Here is a 15,984-nt window from a genome sequence, read left to right as displayed (position 1 = left end):
TAACTGCCTTCGGATTGCGCCGCATGGTGCAAATCGCGCGCGGTTATGGAACAATCGCCCCTGAGGGGAAGGCGCAGGCGTGCCACAAAATACATTTCGTTCGCATCCAGATACTACGGAAGCAGCCACGGTTCCGTCCGCATCGGCGCGCGAACTGATCGATTTCGTCGCGCTGGTCCTGCTTGCCATCAAGGAGGAGATCGAGGACCTGCAGAAGGCCCAGAGCGACACCGCCCAGGCCTTTGCCGCCAAGCTGGTCGAGCTGGGCAAGCAGTTGCCGGGCTCGCGGGTCATGGACGAGGTGGTCAGCCTGATGCAGAGCGACGACCTGCGCAGCCAGCGGCAGCAGCATGTCATCAACGCCCTGCGCTATGTGGAGGACATCATCCGCGACCAGTCCGGGCGGGACTGGGCGCCGAAGCTGACCGAACGGGCAGCCGGCTGGGGCGAGGGGCTGATCGCCAGCCAGACGCTGGAGCAGGTGCGGACGCATTTCCACCACTTCCTGATGGGCGGGGCGGAAAACGGCGAGGCCAGCCGGCGCAACGGCCGCGATGCCAATGGGTCGGACATCGAGTTTTTCTAAGCGGGCTGGGGGGCTTTGCCCGTGAAGGGGTTTCAATGGGGGAATGCCGGCAGGCCATTGGACGGGGATAGCAGTCATGGCTGACGAAGATCGCAACATTCCGGCGACCGGGGAACAACCGGCGGCCGAGGCAAAGGCAGACAGCCGCAGCAAGGCGGAATTCGTCACGCCGCCGAATTACCTGAAGATGAAGGTCGGCGTCGGCGGCATCGACAAGGAAGCGCTGAAGGAAGCCGAAATCGCCATCCAGGTGCTTGGCCACAAGATGTATGCGCAATGGGCCGATGCCGATCTCGACCGCATGCGGCAAACCTTCGAGAAACTGCGCTCGACCAGCCTCGACGATCCCGATGGCGTGAGGAAGATGCTGCGCATCTGCTGGGACATGAAGGGGCTGGGCGGCACTTTCGGCTTCCCGCTGATCACAGAGATCACGCATATCCTGAGCAATTATCTTGAGCATTGCCTGAACCATGAAGGCGCCAAGGTGAGCTCGCAGATCGTCAGCGCCCATATCGATGCGCTGTATGTGGTGCTGAGCCAGAAAGTCAGCGGCGATGGCGGCGCGCTGGGCCGCGAACTGATCAGCGGCCTGGAGAAGGTTGTGCTGAAAACCGGCGCCCGAATCAGCGGCCGCGGCTGAGTCGCTTGGTCTTGGCTCAAATCGCTAGAAATTGTGGCCGCGCGGCGTGACAAACCCGTGATCTAGCGGTTCATTCTTGACCCCCCGATTCGCGATACGGTAATTTCGGCTTGCAATCGGCTGCGGCCGATTCGCGGACAAATATTCTGACAGTGCTTCCACCGACAGGGATGGAAATACCTGTGGATTTAGATCAGGGGTTGTGCTTGGAGCGGGCCGAACGCGATCTCGATGATCGCGAGGGCGCGCTTGTCGAAGCGGCCGATCTGTCCGATCCTTCCTTTACCGAAGATGCCGGCTGCGCGGCCGAATCGGAATTCGAGACGTCCGGTTTCCGCGAAGATGTGGTGATCGATGTCGACGTCGAAGATATCGAGTCCGAACCGCCTGCGCCGGCGATGACGCTGCCGCGCATCAACGAGCGCTTCAATACCGAAACCCGGTTTCACGGGCTGTCGCTGTCACAACTTGCAGTTCACTCTTTATGGATTGTGGATTACCTCCGGCAACTCGGGGTGACCGAAATGCCTGACGGCGATCTGGAAAGCATTGGCCGCTGCGCCGATGACCTGGAAAGCGCCATCATGCTGATGTTTCAGCTCGCCGGCGGCACCCGCCAGGAGCTGCGCCAGCGCTACCAGGACATCAAGCTGGCCATGCAGGCGCGCCAGCGCATGACGATCGATCTGGGCCGCGCCCAGTAAGGGTTTTGCGCCCCCGCCCGGCTCCGAACCCTCGGACGGAGTTGTGGTTTTTTAGTAATGTCGGCGTCATCCCCCTTCCGTCCCGAAACACCCTCGGCTAGGCTGCATTTGAACGACGCCCGGCATCGCTTTTGGCGGTGTAGGCAGGCTCCCGCTGGTGGGGGAGTCGAGGGGGAAGTACATGGAGCCGTTCACAATTACCAGGTCGGATGACGTGACCCAGCTTGGGCTCGTGGCGAGCATGGACTTGCGCGCCGCGGAACCGCTGTTACACAGTTTCCACGAGATTATGGCTCAAGGCGGAAAGGTGGTAATCGACGCTTCGGCGGTGGACCGCCTCTCCACTCCCTGCGTGCAGATCCTGCTGTCCGCTGCCCAGCATATGGAGCAGAACGGCATCTCCTTCGTCATCAAATCACCCAGCGATTCCTTCGTAACTGCCTTCGACGATCTGGGCCTGTTCTCGTATCTCATGAAATGGCCGGTACAAACATGACGAAAACGGTTCTTACCGTCGATGATTCCAAGACCATGCTGCAGATGCTTCAGTTCGCGCTGAAGCAGGGCGGCTATCAGGTCATCCAGGGCGAGAACGGACAGGAAGGGCTGGACCTCCTCGACGACAACGATGTCGACGTCATCATCACCGACATCAACATGCCGGTGATGGACGGCATCACCTTCATCAAGGAACTGCGGAAAAAGGCCAAGAACAAGGCCACGCCGGTGCTCATTCTCACGACCGAAAGCAGCCAGGCCAAGAAGCAGGAAGGCCGCGCGGCCGGCGCTACCGGCTGGATCGTGAAACCTTTTGATCCGGGCAAGCTGCTCGAGGTGATCCGCAAGGTCAGCCCTTAAGCATGCAGAACGGAGTCGCGGAGCAGAAGCGGGACGCGCCCTATGGATGATTTAGCCCAGTTCAAACAGACCTTCTTCGCCGAATGCGAGGAACTGCTTGGAGACATGGAAGGCCATCTGATGGCCCTTCAGTCCGGCGAGGGTGACAACAACACCCTGCATGCCGTCTTCCGCGCCATCCACTCGATCAAGGGCGGCGCGGGTGCCTTCGGCTTCGACCGTCTGGTCAATTTCGCCCATATCTTCGAAACCGTTCTCGACCTGATGCGCGACGGCCGCCTGGAGCCGACGCCGGATTCCGTCCTGCTGGTCCTGCGCTGCGCCGACATCCTGTCCGACCTGGTGCGCGCCGCGCAGAACGACACCGAGCTGCCAGCCGAGCATGAGAACGAAGGCCGCAAGGCGCTGATCGATCTCGCCGCCACGGTTGGCGTCAATGCCGATCCCAATGCCGCCGATGCCGAACTGGCCGCGCTGGATGCCCAGCTTGCCGCCGGCGGCCCCGATGTCCTGATGAACGACGCGCCGGCCGCCGATGCCCCGGCCGCGCCGGCTGCGGCTGCCGCTGCTGCGCCGGCGGCTCCGGCCAAGGCGCCGCTGCTGAAGTATCTCGTCAAGTTCACGCCGCGCGATGCGCTGTATCAGCGCGCCAACGAGCCGCTGATCCTGATCCGCGAGCTGAAGGAGCTGGGCGGCTTCCTGGCGCGCGCCAATGCCGACAACATCCCGCCGCTCGACCAGATCCATCCCGAAGGCGCCTACATCAAGTGGGAATTCGAGATCGAGACCGACAAGGGCGAGCAGGCGATCCGCGACGTCTTCGAGTTCGTGCTCGACGATTGCGAGCTGGAGATCACCTGCCTCAATCCGCCCGCGGCCGAAAGCGCCGAGGCCAAACAGGCTGCAGCTGAAGCCGCCGCCGCCGCGCCGAAGCTGGAGATCAAGCCGGCCGCCGCGCCGAGCGCCGCTGCCAGCACGGCGGCCGCCGTACCGCCCAAGCCTGCCGCCGCAGCCAAGCCCGATGCCGCCGGCGCGGCTGGCGGCGAAGCCAAGCATGGCGAAAGCAAGACCGTCCGCTCCATCCGCGTCGATCTCGACCGCGTCGACAAGCTGGTCAACATGGTCGGCGAGCTGGTGATTACCCATGCGATGATCGCGCAGCAGACCGAACACCTGCACGCCGATCAGCATCCTGAGCTTGCCAACGGCCTGGCCGAACTGTCGCATCACATCCGCGATCTGCAGGAAAGCGTGATGGCGATGCGCGCCCAGCCGGTGAAGAGCGTGTTTGCCCGCCTGCCGCGCCTGGTGCGCGAGCTGGCGATGATGACCAACAAGAAGATCCGCCTCGACATGAGCGGCGAGAACACCGAGATCGACAAGACGGTGATCGAGCAGCTCGGCGATCCGCTCACCCACATGATCCGCAATTCCTGCGACCATGGCATCGAGAGCCCGGAAGAGCGCATCGCCGTCGGCAAGCCGCCTGAGGGCGTGATCCATGTCTCCGCCGATCAGCGCGGCGGCCGCATCGTCATCGAGATTTCGGATGACGGCCGCGGCATCAACCGCGAGAAGGTGATGAAGAAGGCGATCGAGAAGAAGCTGATCGCCCCCGACGCGGTGCTGAGCAACGAGGAGATCGACAACCTGATCTTCCTGCCCGGCTTCTCGACCGCCGACACGGTGTCCAACATTTCCGGCCGCGGCGTCGGCATGGACGTGGTGCGCCAGAACATCCAGTCGCTCGGCGGCCGCGTGCATATCCAGTCGCGCCCGGGCCAAGGATCGAGCTTCATCCTCACCCTGCCGCTGACGCTGGCCGTGCTGGATGGCATGGTGCTGCGCGTCGGTGAGCAGTCCTACATCCTGCCGCTGGCCAACATCGTGGAAAGCCTGCGGCCGGAGCCGGACCAGATCAACATCGTCGCCAACCAGAGCGAATTGCTGCGCATCCGCGGCGAATACGTCCCGCTGGTCTACCTGCATCGCATCTTCAAGGTGCCGAACGGCATCGATGATCCGACCAAGGCCCTGGTGATCATCGTCGAACTCGAAGACGGCTCGAAGATGGGCCTCGTGGTGGACGAGATCGTCGGCCAGCAGCAGGTGGTTATCAAAAGCCTGGAAGAGAATTTCGACCCGATCCGCGGTGTCGGCGCCGCCACCATCCTCGGCAACGGCCGCGTGTCGCTCATTCTCGACGTGGCCGGCATCAAGTACATCGCCGAACACGAAGTTCAACAGCGTCCCACCCAGCAGGCCGCGCGCCTCCCCGCGCCGGCCATGCAGGCCAGCGCCTGAAGCAGGAGGCCGTCGTCATGGCATCAGCCGAACCGCGCAACGACAACACCAACGAGCAGGGCAGCCGTTCCGGCCGCAGCATTCAGCTTGTCTCGTTCACTGTCGGGAACGAGGAATACGGCGTCGATATCATGGCGGTGCGCGAAATCCGCGCCTGGTCGGAAACCACGCCGCTGCCGAACACGCCGGAAGTGGTGCGCGGCGTGATCAACATGCGCGGCGCCATCGTGCCGATCTTCGATCTGCGCGCCCGTTTCGGCATGCCGCGCACGGAGCCGACCAAGTACAACGTCGTCATCATCGTTTCGGTGGCCTCGCGCATCGTCGGCATCCTGGTCGATGCGGTGTCCGACATCATCACCGTCAACGAAGACGAAGTCCGCCCGATGCCCAGCATGGAGCAGGTCAACGGCATCGGCTTCATGGAAGGCCTGATCACCGTCGGCGAGCGCATGGTCGGCCTGATCGGCCTGGAGCAGATGTTCTCCGGCCGCATGCTGGAAGCCGCCGATGGCGTCGACCGGCCGATGCTCGGTGGCCCGGCGGAGGCCGCAGCCTGACCCAACCAGCCATGGCCCGGCGATGACCATCGAAACCCGTACGCGGGATAACAGGACGATCGAAGCGCCCTCGCCGGAGGATCGGGAATTCAGCTTCTCGCTGGAAGACTACGCCTTCCTCCGCGCCATGCTGAAGGAGCGCACCGGGATCGAGCTCGGCCCGACCAAGCAGAACATGGTCTATGCCCGGCTGGCCAAGCGCCTGCGCCGGCTCGGCATGAAGAGCTTCCGGCAGTATATCGAATTCATCGGTTCCGATGAGGGCCGCGACGAGCTTGGCACGACGCTGAATGCGTTAACGACCAACCTGACCAAGTTCTTCCGCGAGAACCATCATTTCGAGCATCTGGGCACCACCGCGCTGCAGGAGATCCGTGCCCGCGCCAGCACCAAGGGACGCCGGCTGCGCATCTGGTCGGCGGGCTGCTCCTCCGGCGAGGAACCCTATTCGATTGCGATCACGCTCCTGCAGTCGATGCCCGACATCAAGCAGTGGGATGCCAAGATCCTGGCCACCGACATCGACACCGAGATGGTGCGGCGCGGCGCCGAGGGCATCTATCCGGTCAGTGCGCTGGAAGGCGTGCCGCCTGATGCCAGGAAGTATTTCGAGCCTGTGGGCGAGGACAGGGTCCAGCTCTGCGCCGATGCCCGCAATCTGGTCAGCTTCAAGTATCTCAACCTCATCGGCCACTGGCCGATGAAGGGCCCCTTCGACGTGATCTTCTGCCGGAATGTGGTGATCTATTTCGACAAGGACACGCAGCGCACGCTTTTTGACCGCTACGCCAACCTTCTTGTGCCGGGCGGTTTTCTCTACATCGGCCATTCGGAGAACTTGTTTGGCATCACCGAGCGGTTCAAACTGCTAGGCCGTAACATTCATCGGAAGATTGCCTGACCCCTTTAACGAGGGGTTGGCGGGGGAAGTATAGTGGCGGGCAAAAAAATTAAGGTCCTCATCGTCGATGACAGCGCGCTGATCCGCCAGTTGCTGACCAGCGCTTTATCGAGCGATCCGGAAATCGAAGTCGTGGGCGCTGCGCCCGATCCCTTGATCGCGCGCAGCATGATCAAGGAACTCAATCCCGACGTCCTGACCCTGGATGTCGAGATGCCGAACATGGACGGCATCTCCTTCCTGGAGAAGATCATGCGTCTACGGCCGATGCCGGTCGTGATGGTATCGACGCTGACCCAGAAGGGCGCGGCGATCACCATGCAGGCGCTGGAAATGGGCGCGGTCGATTTCGTGCCCAAGCCCACCCTCGACATCAAGCACGCCCTGGAAGAGATCAAGCAGGAGCTGATCTCGAAGGTGAAGATGGCCTCCACCGCCCGCGTGGTGGCGCGCAGCCGGCCGACCGACCAGCCGCCCAAGCGGCTGACGCCTGGCCCAGGCTTCAACTCGACCGACATCATCGTGGCGATCGGCTCGTCCACCGGCGGCGTCGAGGCGCTGAAGGAAGTGATCACGGTCCTGCCGCCGGACAGTCCGCCGATCCTGATCACCCAGCATATGCCGCCGCGCTTTACCGGCAGCTTCGCCGCCCGCCTGGATTCCCTTTCGGCCGTGGCGGTCTCGGAGGCGAAGGACAACGTCCGTGTCTTCCCTGGTCACGTCTACATCGCACCGGGCGACTATCACCTGACGTTGTACCGTTCAGGCGGCCATTATTACACCCGTCTTAATCATGATCCGCCGGTTTCAGGCCATCGTCCGTCGGTGGACGTGCTGTTCAATTCGGTTGCCGAGCATGCCGGCCATAACGCCATCGGCGTGATCCTGACCGGCATGGGCAAGGACGGCGCGGCGGGGCTTAAGAAAATGCTGGAGGCCGGCGCCCAGACCATCGGGCAGGACGAGTCGACCAGTTTGGTTTACGGCATGCCCAAGGCAGCCAAACTGATGGGCGCGGTGCAGGCGGAAGTGGCAATCGGACAGATCGCCGCCGAGATCCTGAACCGGTGCAAGCAGCGTTGAGAAGACTGGATTTTTAGGCTAAACAGCGGGATAGAAAATCCAGGTAGGAAACCGGGTTAGCCAGGAGGGTCAACCCGGTAAGTTGTGGAGACCAGCGAGGGGCGAATATATGCCTTCGGCCAGCACTCTTCGGGTACTGATCGTCGACGACCAGATGAGCATGCGCGGTATTGCCCGCTACTGCTTGCAGGAAATCGGCATCAAGAATGTCGTCGAAGCCAAGAACGGCGCCGAGGCTCTCGTCGCCATGAACTCCAACAAGTTCGACCTGATCATTTCCGACTGGAACATGGATGGGATGGATGGGCTCACCCTGCTCAAGACCATCCGCAGCAATCCTCTGACCAAGCGCATGCCCTTCATCATGGCGACGGGCCAGCGCGATACCGAGATGGTCAAGACAGCGATCCAGGCCGGCGTTAACAACTACATTGTGAAGCCGTTCAACGCCGCGACCATGAAGCAGAAGATCGAGGCGGTCATCGGCAAGCTCGGCTCATAGCCCGTATCCGGAACGGGACGATGGCCGCCAAGCCGCCGAACGCAGAACCCGCCGTCCCGCCTCCCCTTCGCCTCGACCAATACCTTCCCTATCTGATCAACCGCGCCGGCATGTCGCTGGCGATGCGTTTTGGTGCCACGCTGCGGCGCGAAGGCGTGTCGCTGCAGGACTGGCGCGTGCTGGCCGCTTTGCGCGAGCGCAATGGCCAGCGGCTGACCGAGCTGGCCGAACGCACCAGCATCGAAATCTCGACCCTCTCGCGCCTTGTGGCAGGCCTGGAAGCGAGCGGCCTCGTCATTCGCGGACGCGACAGTGAGGATGCCCGCGCCATCGCCATCCGCCTGAGCAAGGCGGGCGATGCGCTGGCCGCGCACCTGACGCCGGCTGCGGAAGAGCTGGAACGCATGGCGCTGTCGGGCTTCAGCAAGGCGGAAGCCAGCCGGCTCAAGTCGCTGCTGCACAAGCTCTACGACAACGTGATGGCCATCCCGGCGCCGGGTTCTGGCTCCGGCGATGCAGATGCCGCCGCCTCGAAACGCAAATAGCCGTCAGCGCTGCAGGCAGCTTTCGAAGAAGGCAATGATGTCGGCTGTAACTTCATTGCGGTTGATCTCGTTCAGCAATTCGTGGCGCGCTTCCGGATAGAACTTGCTGTGCACATGCGTAAGGCCGGCGGCGCGATAGGCTTCGATCAGCTGCTGCAATCCCCTGCCGCCGCCGGAAACCGGGTCGTGCCGGCCGGCGATGATGTAGACCGGCAGATGCTTTGGAATGCGCGCCTGATTGGCCGGCTGCGCCATCGCATCCAGTCCGTCGAGCAGGTCGATCCAGGACTGCACGGTCAGCGGAAAGCCGCAGAACGGATCGGCGATGTATTTGTCGACCTCGGCCGGATCGCTTGAGAGCCAGTCGAAATCGGTCCGCCTCGGCTGGAAGCGCTTGTTAAAGGCGCCGAACGACATGACATGGATCGGAATGCTGATGCCGCGCTTGCCGAGCCTGAACCGCTCGAAGCGCGCAAACAGCCGTCCGAACGCGGCAATCGCCGGCGGCTTGCCGTTCGAGCCGCAGAGCACGCAGCCGCTCAGCCGCGCGCCATGCTGATAGAGGAACTGCTGGGCCATGAAGGAGCCCATGGAATGTCCGAACAGCAGCAGCGGCAGGCCTGGATGGCGCAACAGTGCCAGTTCTCCGGCCGCAGCCAGATCGGCAACCGCGCGGTTCCAGCCGTCGCGGTCGGCGAAATGCCCCAGTTCCTTGGCGCTTTGGGCCGTATGGCCGTGGCCGCGATGGTCAAAGCCGTAAGCGGCGAAGCCCGCAGCGTTCAGGGCTTCGGCGAAACGGGCATAGCGGCCGGCATGTTCGGCCATGCCATGGGCGATCAGCACGACGGCTCGTGGCGCAGTGCCCGCAGGCAGCCATTCATAGCCTTGCAGCTGGATGCCGTCGGCCGGCGATGTCAGGGTTACGTTCGGATGCAGCATCCAGAAACTTTAGCCAGCCGAGCCGAGACCGGATAGGCCGATCCGGAGGATGTTCCGCCGGAGTTTTGACAGGACGGTTTTTTCGCCGTCTACTGAGGGTCCGCTCCGGAGGATGCCATGACCGTGCAATTGCCCAATTCCCTCGCCGCCCGCGACATTGCCCATGTGCTGCACCCCTATACCAATCTGGTGAAGCACGAGACCGCCGGTCCGCTGGTGATCGAGCGCGGCAAGGGCATCTATGTCTATGACGATCAGGGCAAGGAATATATCGAGGGCCTGGCCGGCCTGTGGTGCGCTGGGCTTGGCTTCAGCGAAGCGGCGCTGATCGATGCCGCCGTCGAGCAGATGCGCAAGCTGCCTTTCTATCACGGCTTCGGCCACAAGACGACGCCGCCGGTGATCGAACTGGCGGAGAAGCTGAAGGCGCTGAGCCCGGTTCCGGTCGGCAAGGTCTTCTTCGCCGAAGGCGGCTCGGCGGCGAACGACACGCTGATCAAGCTGATCTGGTATTACAACAACGCGCGCGGCAAGCTGCAGAAGAAGACGATCCTGTCGCGCATGCGCGGCTATCACGGGGTTACGGTTGCCACCGCGAGCCTGACCGGTCTGCCGGCCAACCAGCGCGACTTCGACCTGCCGATCGCGGGCATCAAGCATGTCGACTGCCCGCATTATTACCGCAACGCCGAGCCGGGCGAGAGCGAGGCCGATTTCGTCGCGCGGCTGGCGCGCAATCTGGACGCCTTCATCGAAGCGGAAGGCGCCGACACCATCGCCGCCTTCTTCGCCGAGCCGGTGATGGGCGCAGGCGGCGTGATCGTGCCGCCGAAAGGCTACTATCCCGCGATCCAGCAGGTGCTGAAGAAGCACGACGTGCTCAGCATCTCGGACGAGGTGATCTGCGGCTTCGGGCGCACCGGCAGGATGTGGGGCGCGGAAGCGCTGGATTACAAGCCTGACTTCGTGTCCTGCGCCAAGCAGCTCTCGGGCGCCTATCTTCCGATCTCCGCCGTGCTGGTGCCCGAACAGGTCTACAACGTGATCCGCGACAATTCCGGCAAGATCGGCACCTTCGGTCACGGCTTCACCTATGGCGGCCATCCGGTCTCTGCCGCAGTGGCTGTGCGCGCGCTGCAGATCTACGAGGAGCGCGACATCCTCGGCCATGTGAACCGCGTCAGCCCCCGCTTCCAGGCGCGGCTGAAGACGCTGAACGATCATCCGCTGGTCGGCGAGACGCGCGGCATCGGCCTCATCGGCGCGGTCGAACTGGTTGCCGATAAAGCGACGAAGCGCGCCTTTGCGCCATCGGCCGGCGTCGGCGCCGCCTGCATGGCCTTTGCGCAGGAAGAAGGCCTGATCCAGCGTGCCGTGGCCGGCGACAGCATGGCCTTCTGCCCGCCGATGATCATCACCGAAAGCGAGATCGATGAGATGTTCGACCGTTTCGAGCGGGCGCTGGAGCGCACGGCGGCACTGGTCGAGCGCGAGGGCCTGCGCCAAAAGGTGTAGATCACTTAGTTTTCCACAGTTTTTCCTGATCGGACACAACCGTAAGGTTACGGTATTCTGACCCCGTGTTAAGCTTAAGGTAACCATGAGCCGAGACACTGTGTCGGATGATTACCGAAAAAGATAACCACGCGCATAATCAGGAAGCGAACGAACTGGTGTCGCGCATCGAGCAACGCGCGATGCAGATCTTCAAGTTCACCGAGGATCCCGACGAGAAGCGGGCGACGGTTGCAAGCTTTCGCAAGTTCGCCTCACTCGTGGACGATTTCCATCAGGCCGCCGAAATGGCCGAAGGCCGGCTGTCGGTGCTCAAAACCGGCCGGCGCGAGGAGTTGCGCCGCTATGTCGCGCAGATCCGCGCCAAGATCCTCAAGATGGAGCTCGATGTCGGTCAGAGCTATCTCGAAAACCTGATCGATAGCCGCGCCGCCCTGCCCTTCGGCGCCCGCGAATTCTTCGCCACGCGTATCAAGCGCCTGGAAGAACTGAACGGCCTGCTGATCGACGGCCCCGAGGCCGACGGCACCGCCAACAGCCTGCTGGAGCACATGCGCAAGATGCTGGAGCATCTGATGGCACAGGCACCGCAGCTTGAAGTCTTCGAACCCGAACCCGAGCAGCAGCGCCGTCCTGTGCAGCGCGTCGCAGCCCCGCGCCCGGCGGCTGCGGCAACCCCGGCCGCGCGCAGAACGGCGGCCACGCCGCCCGTTGCCGAGATCAAGCCGATCCGCCTGACCGGCAGGGACAACTGGGGCCGCGTCTTCCTCGACAAGGGTTCCTTCGACCAGGTCAACTATGCCTGCCGCGCGCGCGGCATCACCATCGACCAGGTGGCCGCCAAGCTGGGCATCACGCGCGTCGCGCTGACCCTGATCCTCAACGGCCAGGACCCGATCCAGCGCAACATGCTCGACGTGCTGCACCGGATCATCAACAACTACAATACCCATACCGGCGAGATGGGCTGACGCAGGTCAGTTCAGTCCCTGCCGGAATCCGCACTGAAATTCAGCGGGTGGGTTCGAGCCGGATGATGCGGCCGTCCGACCCGGCGGTGGCAAGATAAAGCAGATCGTCCGGCCCCTGGCGCACGTCGCGGATATCGTCGCCGATATCGATCTTCTCCTGACCGGTGACGCGCGTGCCGTCGAGAATGATGCGATAGACCGCGCCGAATTTCAGCGAGCCGATGAAGACATTGCCCTTCCAGGCGGGAATCTTGTCGCCGGTATAGAAGGCCATGCCCGACGGCGCGATCGAGGGGTCCCAGTAGAATATCGGCTGCTCCATGCCCGGCGCCTCGGTGCCGATGCCGATCTTCTCGCCCGAGTAATGCACGCCATAGGCAATGACCGGCCAGCCGTAATTCTTGCCCTTCTCGGGAATGTTGATCTCGTCGCCGCCGCGCGCCCCATGCTCGTTCAGCCAGACGACGCCCGTGCCCGGATGCACCGCCATGCCCTGGATGTTGCGATGGCCGTAGGACCAGATTTCCGGCTGCGCATCGTTGCGGCCGACGAAAGGATTGTCGGGAGGCACGCGGCCGTCTTTTTCCAGCCGGATCACCTTGCCGAGATGATTGCTCAGATCCTGCGCCGGGTCGAAGCGGAAGCGTTCGCCGAGGCCAAGCCACAGCATGCCGTCGCCGCCGATCACCACGCGGCTGCCGAAATGATTGCCGCCGCCCAGCTTCGGCTGCTGGCGGAACAGCACCTTCACGGTTTCCAGCCGGTTGTCCATCAGGCGCGCGCTGGCCAGCGCCGTCGAGGCACCGCCATCGCCGGGCTCGGCATAGGTGAAGTAGAGCGTGCGGTTGGTGGTGAAATCGGGATCGAGCCGCACGTCCAGCAAACCGCCCTGGCCCTGCGCGAAAACTTCCGGCACGCCTTCCACAGGCGCCGACAGCTTGCCGTCCTTGCCGATCAGACGCATGCGGCCCGGCCGCTCGGTGACCAGGATGCGGCCATCGGGCAGGAAAGCGAAACCCCAGGGATTTTCCAATCCCTTGGCGACCGTCACGGCGCGGACAGTGGCTTCCTGCGTGCGGATGGTCTGGCTCTGCTGGGCCTGGACGGGCGCAATCATCGCGGACGGCGCAAGGCAGGCCAGACCGGCAAGGAAGGCAATGACGGCGGATCGCATCGGTATCTCCTGAGGGCGCTTCTTACGGGCGCGGATCAACGAACAGCCTGAAATGGAAAGACTGGGTGAGCGGCACAAGACATAGAGCGCTGTGACAAGAGTAAATGCAGACAGGATAAAGATGTGACATGACGCATGATTCCACAGCGGATCGGTCAATACCCGTGACCAAGCTGTTGCCACGGCGGCTAGCCGTTCGGGTTAATCCGTTTTCGATCACCGCATTCCGTTTGTGACCGCTGCGAGCCGTTTCATCCGCCGGTGATCGATTTCGCTCATTGATGTCCGTCTGGACCCATCTGAATTCGTTTCAGTCCATTCGTGACCGTTCAGTCCATTTCGATCCATTTTCATCCATTTTTCTTCCCGCCGCTTTCCGCGCATTCCGCCGGAGCGTTTATCCGGCCGCCACGCCAGTTTTTTTTGAAGCGCAGCCTCGTCCACGCGCAATGCTATCTGCAGCAGGCGCCAGCGCGTGCTGCCTGACAGATCAGGACGTCAGGATGCGGAAATGCTTGCCGGTTTAAAGAAGGCGTCAGAGCAGCTCATCCGGAATCCCCAAGCCTTCGCAACCGCTGCCGGCATCTGTCCCCCGGCCAGCATCTGGATGGCGCGTTTTTTTAGTCGATATGCTTGGGGAACGTCGCTTCATGCTTGGGGAACCGCTTCGGCCTGGCCTTGGCTCCGCATGCGGCGTCGCCCCGGCCGCCCTGTCCTGAGGTCCGTCCATGGCTGCTTCCCTGAATCTTTGAGAACATATAAAGTACATGGGGCATCAAGTCGGCCCAGGCGGGACGCGCGAAGTGTGGCGATGGAAGGATGAGAAAAGGCGTGGCCGCCTAAGCCGTCTTGCGAAACACGACGACAAGATTATTCGCCGGCATCGGGACAATCTCGGTCCGCGCGAAACCGTGCCTCTGCGCAAGCGGCGTGACCTCGCGGTCCAGGCAGCGCACGCCCCATTCGGGATTGCGGGCCTTCAGGCTGTCGTCGAAGGCGGCATTGGATGGCGCGGTATGCGCGCCATCGCGCTTGAAGGGGCCGTAAAGGATGAGCGGCGCGGGCGTCGCCAAAATGCCAGACGCGCCGCGGAACAGACCTTCCGCCGCGCGCCAGGGCGCAATGTGAATCATGTTCGCACAAAAAACCGCATCGGCATGATCGAGCGGCCAGGGATCGGCCTGCACATCGAGAAAAATGGCTGGACGAATGCGGCCTGGATTGTCGCTTTCAGCCGCATAGGCATCAATGACAGGCAATGCGTCCGGTGAAGGCTCGCTTGGCTGCCAGATCCAGCTCTCCGCCAGGCGCGGCGCGATATAGGCCGCATGCTCGCCCGTGCCGCTGGCGATTTCCAGCAGCAATCCCGATGACGGCAGGATGCCGCGCAAGGCTTTGAGGATCGGTTCGCGATTGCGCAAGGTGGCCGGTGCATGGGGACGATTGGCGATCTCGGTCACCGGAACCTCATGACATGATATTGCAGCGCAATGAATGCGTGGGATGAGAACCGGTTTCATCCTAATCACCAAAGCGCGCAGCCGAAAGGCCTGCCTGCCGGGCCGGACGACATCTGTAACTCTTTACAACACCGCCCCAATCCACGATGACAGTAGGACCGGTCCGCAAGGATCGTTCCGCATCCCCCTTGAAATTCGCGCGGCACGGATCGGCCCGCGATCCGTCAGGCCCGCTTCAGACCCATGATATTCGGCATCCCCCTTTCTGAACTGATCTTCCTTGCCATCGCCCTGCTGGTGGCCGGTGCCGTGACCGGCATTCTGGCCGGCGTGTTCGGCGTTGGCGGCGGCGCGGTGATCGTGCCGGTGCTGTATGAGCTGTTCATCGCCATTTCGGTGCCCGAGCCGGTGCGCATGCCGTTATGCGTCGGCACATCGCTGGCGGTCATCATCCCGACATCGATCCGCTCCTTCAACGCGCATCGCCGCAAGGGCATGGTCGACATGTCGATCGTGAAGATATGGGCGGTGCCGGTGGTGCTGGGCGTCATTGCCGGCGGAGTGATCGCACGCTATGCACCGGCCGATCTGTTCAAGACCGTGTTCGTCGTGGTGGCCGGCATCTCCGCCGTGCGGCTGCTGTTCGGCAAGGATAGCTGGAAGCTGGCCGACGACATGCCGTCCTCCTTCATCATGCGCCTGTATGGCCTGCTGATCGGCGTGCTGTCGGCCCTGATGGGCATCGGCGGCGGGCAGCTTTCCAGCCTGTTCATGACCTTCTACGGCCGCCCGATCCATCAGGCGGTGGCGACCTCGTCGGGCCTTGGCGTCCTGATCTCGATCCCCGGCGCGATCAGCTACATCTACGCCGGCTGGCCGCGGGCAGCGCAGTTCCCGGATGTCACCGCGCTGCAATTCCCGCTGGCGCTGGGTTACGTCTCGGTGCTGGGCTTCATCATGTTCGTACCCACCAGCATCATGACCGCGCCGCTGGGTGCGCGGCTGGCCCATGCCCTGCCCAAGCGCAAGCTGGAGGTCCTGTTCGGCCTGTTCCTGCTTTTCGTCTGCGCCCGTTTCGTGATCAGCTTCTTCTACTGAGCCAGGCTTCTATTGAACCAGGGCTCTTGACGGGGCTCTATTGAATCAGGCGCATCCGTTCGGGTTATATCTGCCGGTTGACCGGTGTCGCGGTCACGCGGAGATTCAGGAGCCGAAAGCGAGGCAGGGAGGCAAGGACTG

Annotated in this window: 17 protein-coding genes; 14 read left to right on the top strand and 3 right to left on the bottom strand. The window is 62.8% G+C overall.

What is annotated here, in order from left to right; translation table 11 throughout:
* The first annotated feature begins 79 nt into the window (after positions 1-79).
* From Q0603_RS05310 to Q0603_RS05260, 11 genes are all read left to right on the top strand, one after another.
* Positions 80-586, top strand: a complete 507-nt coding sequence (locus Q0603_RS05310) for a hypothetical protein (protein ID WP_298723108.1) — start codon at positions 80-82, stop codon at positions 584-586.
* Positions 587-662: 76 nt separating this feature from the next.
* The gene (locus Q0603_RS05305) at positions 663-1,229 is read left to right on the top strand and encodes a hypothetical protein (RefSeq protein WP_298723107.1); all 567 of its coding nucleotides are present in this window, start codon (positions 663-665) and stop codon (positions 1,227-1,229) included.
* A 110-nt stretch (positions 1,230-1,339) separates the two neighbouring features.
* The gene (locus tag Q0603_RS05300) at positions 1,340-1,933 is read left to right on the top strand and encodes a hypothetical protein (RefSeq protein WP_298723105.1); all 594 of its coding nucleotides are present in this window, start codon (positions 1,340-1,342) and stop codon (positions 1,931-1,933) included.
* Positions 1,934-2,114: 181 nt separating this feature from the next.
* A complete protein-coding gene (locus Q0603_RS05295) occupies positions 2,115-2,429 on the top strand; it encodes an STAS domain-containing protein (RefSeq protein WP_298723103.1) in 315 nt (104 codons plus the stop codon).
* Complete coding sequence (locus tag Q0603_RS05290; protein ID WP_298723101.1) at positions 2,426-2,791, top strand: response regulator; 366 nt, start codon at positions 2,426-2,428, stop codon at positions 2,789-2,791. Before Q0603_RS05295 ends, Q0603_RS05290 begins: the two co-directional genes overlap by 4 nt.
* A gap of 42 nt (positions 2,792-2,833) precedes the next feature.
* Positions 2,834-5,095, top strand: a complete 2,262-nt coding sequence (locus Q0603_RS05285) for a chemotaxis protein CheA (RefSeq protein ID WP_298723099.1) — start codon at positions 2,834-2,836, stop codon at positions 5,093-5,095.
* A gap of 17 nt (positions 5,096-5,112) precedes the next feature.
* Positions 5,113-5,655 carry a chemotaxis protein CheW gene (locus tag Q0603_RS05280; RefSeq protein ID WP_298723097.1) on the top strand — a complete coding sequence of 181 codons (543 nt, stop codon included), beginning with the start codon at positions 5,113-5,115 and terminating at the stop codon, positions 5,653-5,655.
* Positions 5,656-5,677: 22 nt separating this feature from the next.
* A complete protein-coding gene (locus Q0603_RS05275) occupies positions 5,678-6,556 on the top strand; it encodes a protein-glutamate O-methyltransferase (RefSeq protein ID WP_298723096.1) in 879 nt (292 codons plus the stop codon).
* A gap of 33 nt (positions 6,557-6,589) precedes the next feature.
* Positions 6,590-7,639, top strand: a complete 1,050-nt coding sequence (locus Q0603_RS05270) for a chemotaxis response regulator protein-glutamate methylesterase (protein WP_298723094.1) — start codon at positions 6,590-6,592, stop codon at positions 7,637-7,639.
* A gap of 109 nt (positions 7,640-7,748) precedes the next feature.
* The gene (locus tag Q0603_RS05265) at positions 7,749-8,141 is read left to right on the top strand and encodes a response regulator (RefSeq protein ID WP_298723092.1); all 393 of its coding nucleotides are present in this window, start codon (positions 7,749-7,751) and stop codon (positions 8,139-8,141) included.
* A gap of 20 nt (positions 8,142-8,161) precedes the next feature.
* Positions 8,162-8,686: a MarR family transcriptional regulator gene (locus Q0603_RS05260; protein ID WP_298723090.1), complete on the top strand. Its 525-nt coding sequence runs from the start codon at positions 8,162-8,164 to the stop codon at positions 8,684-8,686.
* Between the two features lie 3 nt (positions 8,687-8,689).
* Here Q0603_RS05260 and Q0603_RS05255 read toward each other — a convergent pair whose 3' ends face one another.
* The gene (locus Q0603_RS05255) at positions 8,690-9,625 is read right to left on the bottom strand and encodes an alpha/beta hydrolase (protein WP_298723088.1); all 936 of its coding nucleotides are present in this window, start codon (positions 9,623-9,625) and stop codon (positions 8,690-8,692) included.
* Between the two features lie 117 nt (positions 9,626-9,742).
* Here Q0603_RS05255 and Q0603_RS05250 point away from each other — a divergent pair, with 117 nt between their 5' ends.
* Entirely contained in the window at positions 9,743-11,140 is a 1,398-nt protein-coding gene (locus tag Q0603_RS05250; protein WP_298723086.1) for an aspartate aminotransferase family protein, read from the top strand.
* A 107-nt stretch (positions 11,141-11,247) separates the two neighbouring features.
* A complete protein-coding gene (locus Q0603_RS05245) occupies positions 11,248-12,111 on the top strand; it encodes a helix-turn-helix transcriptional regulator (RefSeq protein ID WP_298723083.1) in 864 nt (287 codons plus the stop codon).
* A 40-nt stretch (positions 12,112-12,151) separates the two neighbouring features.
* On the opposite strand, the gene Q0603_RS05240 is transcribed toward Q0603_RS05245, so the two are convergent.
* Both Q0603_RS05240 and Q0603_RS05235 read right to left on the bottom strand, forming a co-directional pair.
* Positions 12,152-13,285 carry a PQQ-dependent sugar dehydrogenase gene (locus Q0603_RS05240; protein WP_298723080.1) on the bottom strand — a complete coding sequence of 378 codons (1,134 nt, stop codon included), beginning with the start codon at positions 13,283-13,285 and terminating at the stop codon, positions 12,152-12,154.
* Positions 13,286-14,124: 839 nt separating this feature from the next.
* Complete coding sequence (locus tag Q0603_RS05235; RefSeq protein WP_298723077.1) at positions 14,125-14,745, bottom strand: DUF938 domain-containing protein; 621 nt, start codon at positions 14,743-14,745, stop codon at positions 14,125-14,127.
* 243 nt (positions 14,746-14,988) lie between these two features.
* On the opposite strand from Q0603_RS05235, the gene Q0603_RS05230 reads away from it, so the two are divergent.
* Positions 14,989-15,843, top strand: a complete 855-nt coding sequence (locus Q0603_RS05230) for a sulfite exporter TauE/SafE family protein (protein WP_298723074.1) — start codon at positions 14,989-14,991, stop codon at positions 15,841-15,843.
* The last annotated feature ends 141 nt before the right edge of the window (positions 15,844-15,984 follow it).

This window comes from uncultured Ferrovibrio sp. (assembly GCF_937960835.1).
GTDB lineage: Bacteria > Pseudomonadota > Alphaproteobacteria > Ferrovibrionales > Ferrovibrionaceae > Ferrovibrio.
Note: the sequence above shows the minus strand (reverse complement) of the source record. Positions and strands in the feature narration are given on the sequence as shown.

Excerpts from the sequence above, each read along its gene's own strand:
- Q0603_RS05240 (WP_298723080.1), bottom strand. The coding sequence starts at position 13,285 with ATGCGATCCGCCGTCATTGCCTTCCTTGCCGGTCTGGCCTGCCTTGCG.
- Q0603_RS05295 (WP_298723103.1), top strand. The coding sequence starts at position 2,115 with ATGGAGCCGTTCACAATTACCAGGTCGGATGACGTGACCCAGCTTGGG.
- Q0603_RS05255 (WP_298723088.1), bottom strand. The coding sequence starts at position 9,625 with ATGCTGCATCCGAACGTAACCCTGACATCGCCGGCCGACGGCATCCAG.
- Q0603_RS05285 (WP_298723099.1), top strand. The coding sequence starts at position 2,834 with ATGGATGATTTAGCCCAGTTCAAACAGACCTTCTTCGCCGAATGCGAG.
- Q0603_RS05250 (WP_298723086.1), top strand. The coding sequence starts at position 9,743 with ATGACCGTGCAATTGCCCAATTCCCTCGCCGCCCGCGACATTGCCCAT.
- Q0603_RS05305 (WP_298723107.1), top strand. The coding sequence starts at position 663 with ATGGCTGACGAAGATCGCAACATTCCGGCGACCGGGGAACAACCGGCG.
- Q0603_RS05280 (WP_298723097.1), top strand. The coding sequence starts at position 5,113 with ATGGCATCAGCCGAACCGCGCAACGACAACACCAACGAGCAGGGCAGC.
- Q0603_RS05290 (WP_298723101.1), top strand. The coding sequence starts at position 2,426 with ATGACGAAAACGGTTCTTACCGTCGATGATTCCAAGACCATGCTGCAG.
- Q0603_RS05265 (WP_298723092.1), top strand. The coding sequence starts at position 7,749 with ATGCCTTCGGCCAGCACTCTTCGGGTACTGATCGTCGACGACCAGATG.
- Q0603_RS05260 (WP_298723090.1), top strand. The coding sequence starts at position 8,162 with ATGGCCGCCAAGCCGCCGAACGCAGAACCCGCCGTCCCGCCTCCCCTT.
- Q0603_RS05230 (WP_298723074.1), top strand. The coding sequence starts at position 14,989 with ATGATATTCGGCATCCCCCTTTCTGAACTGATCTTCCTTGCCATCGCC.
- Q0603_RS05275 (WP_298723096.1), top strand. The coding sequence starts at position 5,678 with ATGACCATCGAAACCCGTACGCGGGATAACAGGACGATCGAAGCGCCC.
- Q0603_RS05245 (WP_298723083.1), top strand. The coding sequence starts at position 11,248 with ATGATTACCGAAAAAGATAACCACGCGCATAATCAGGAAGCGAACGAA.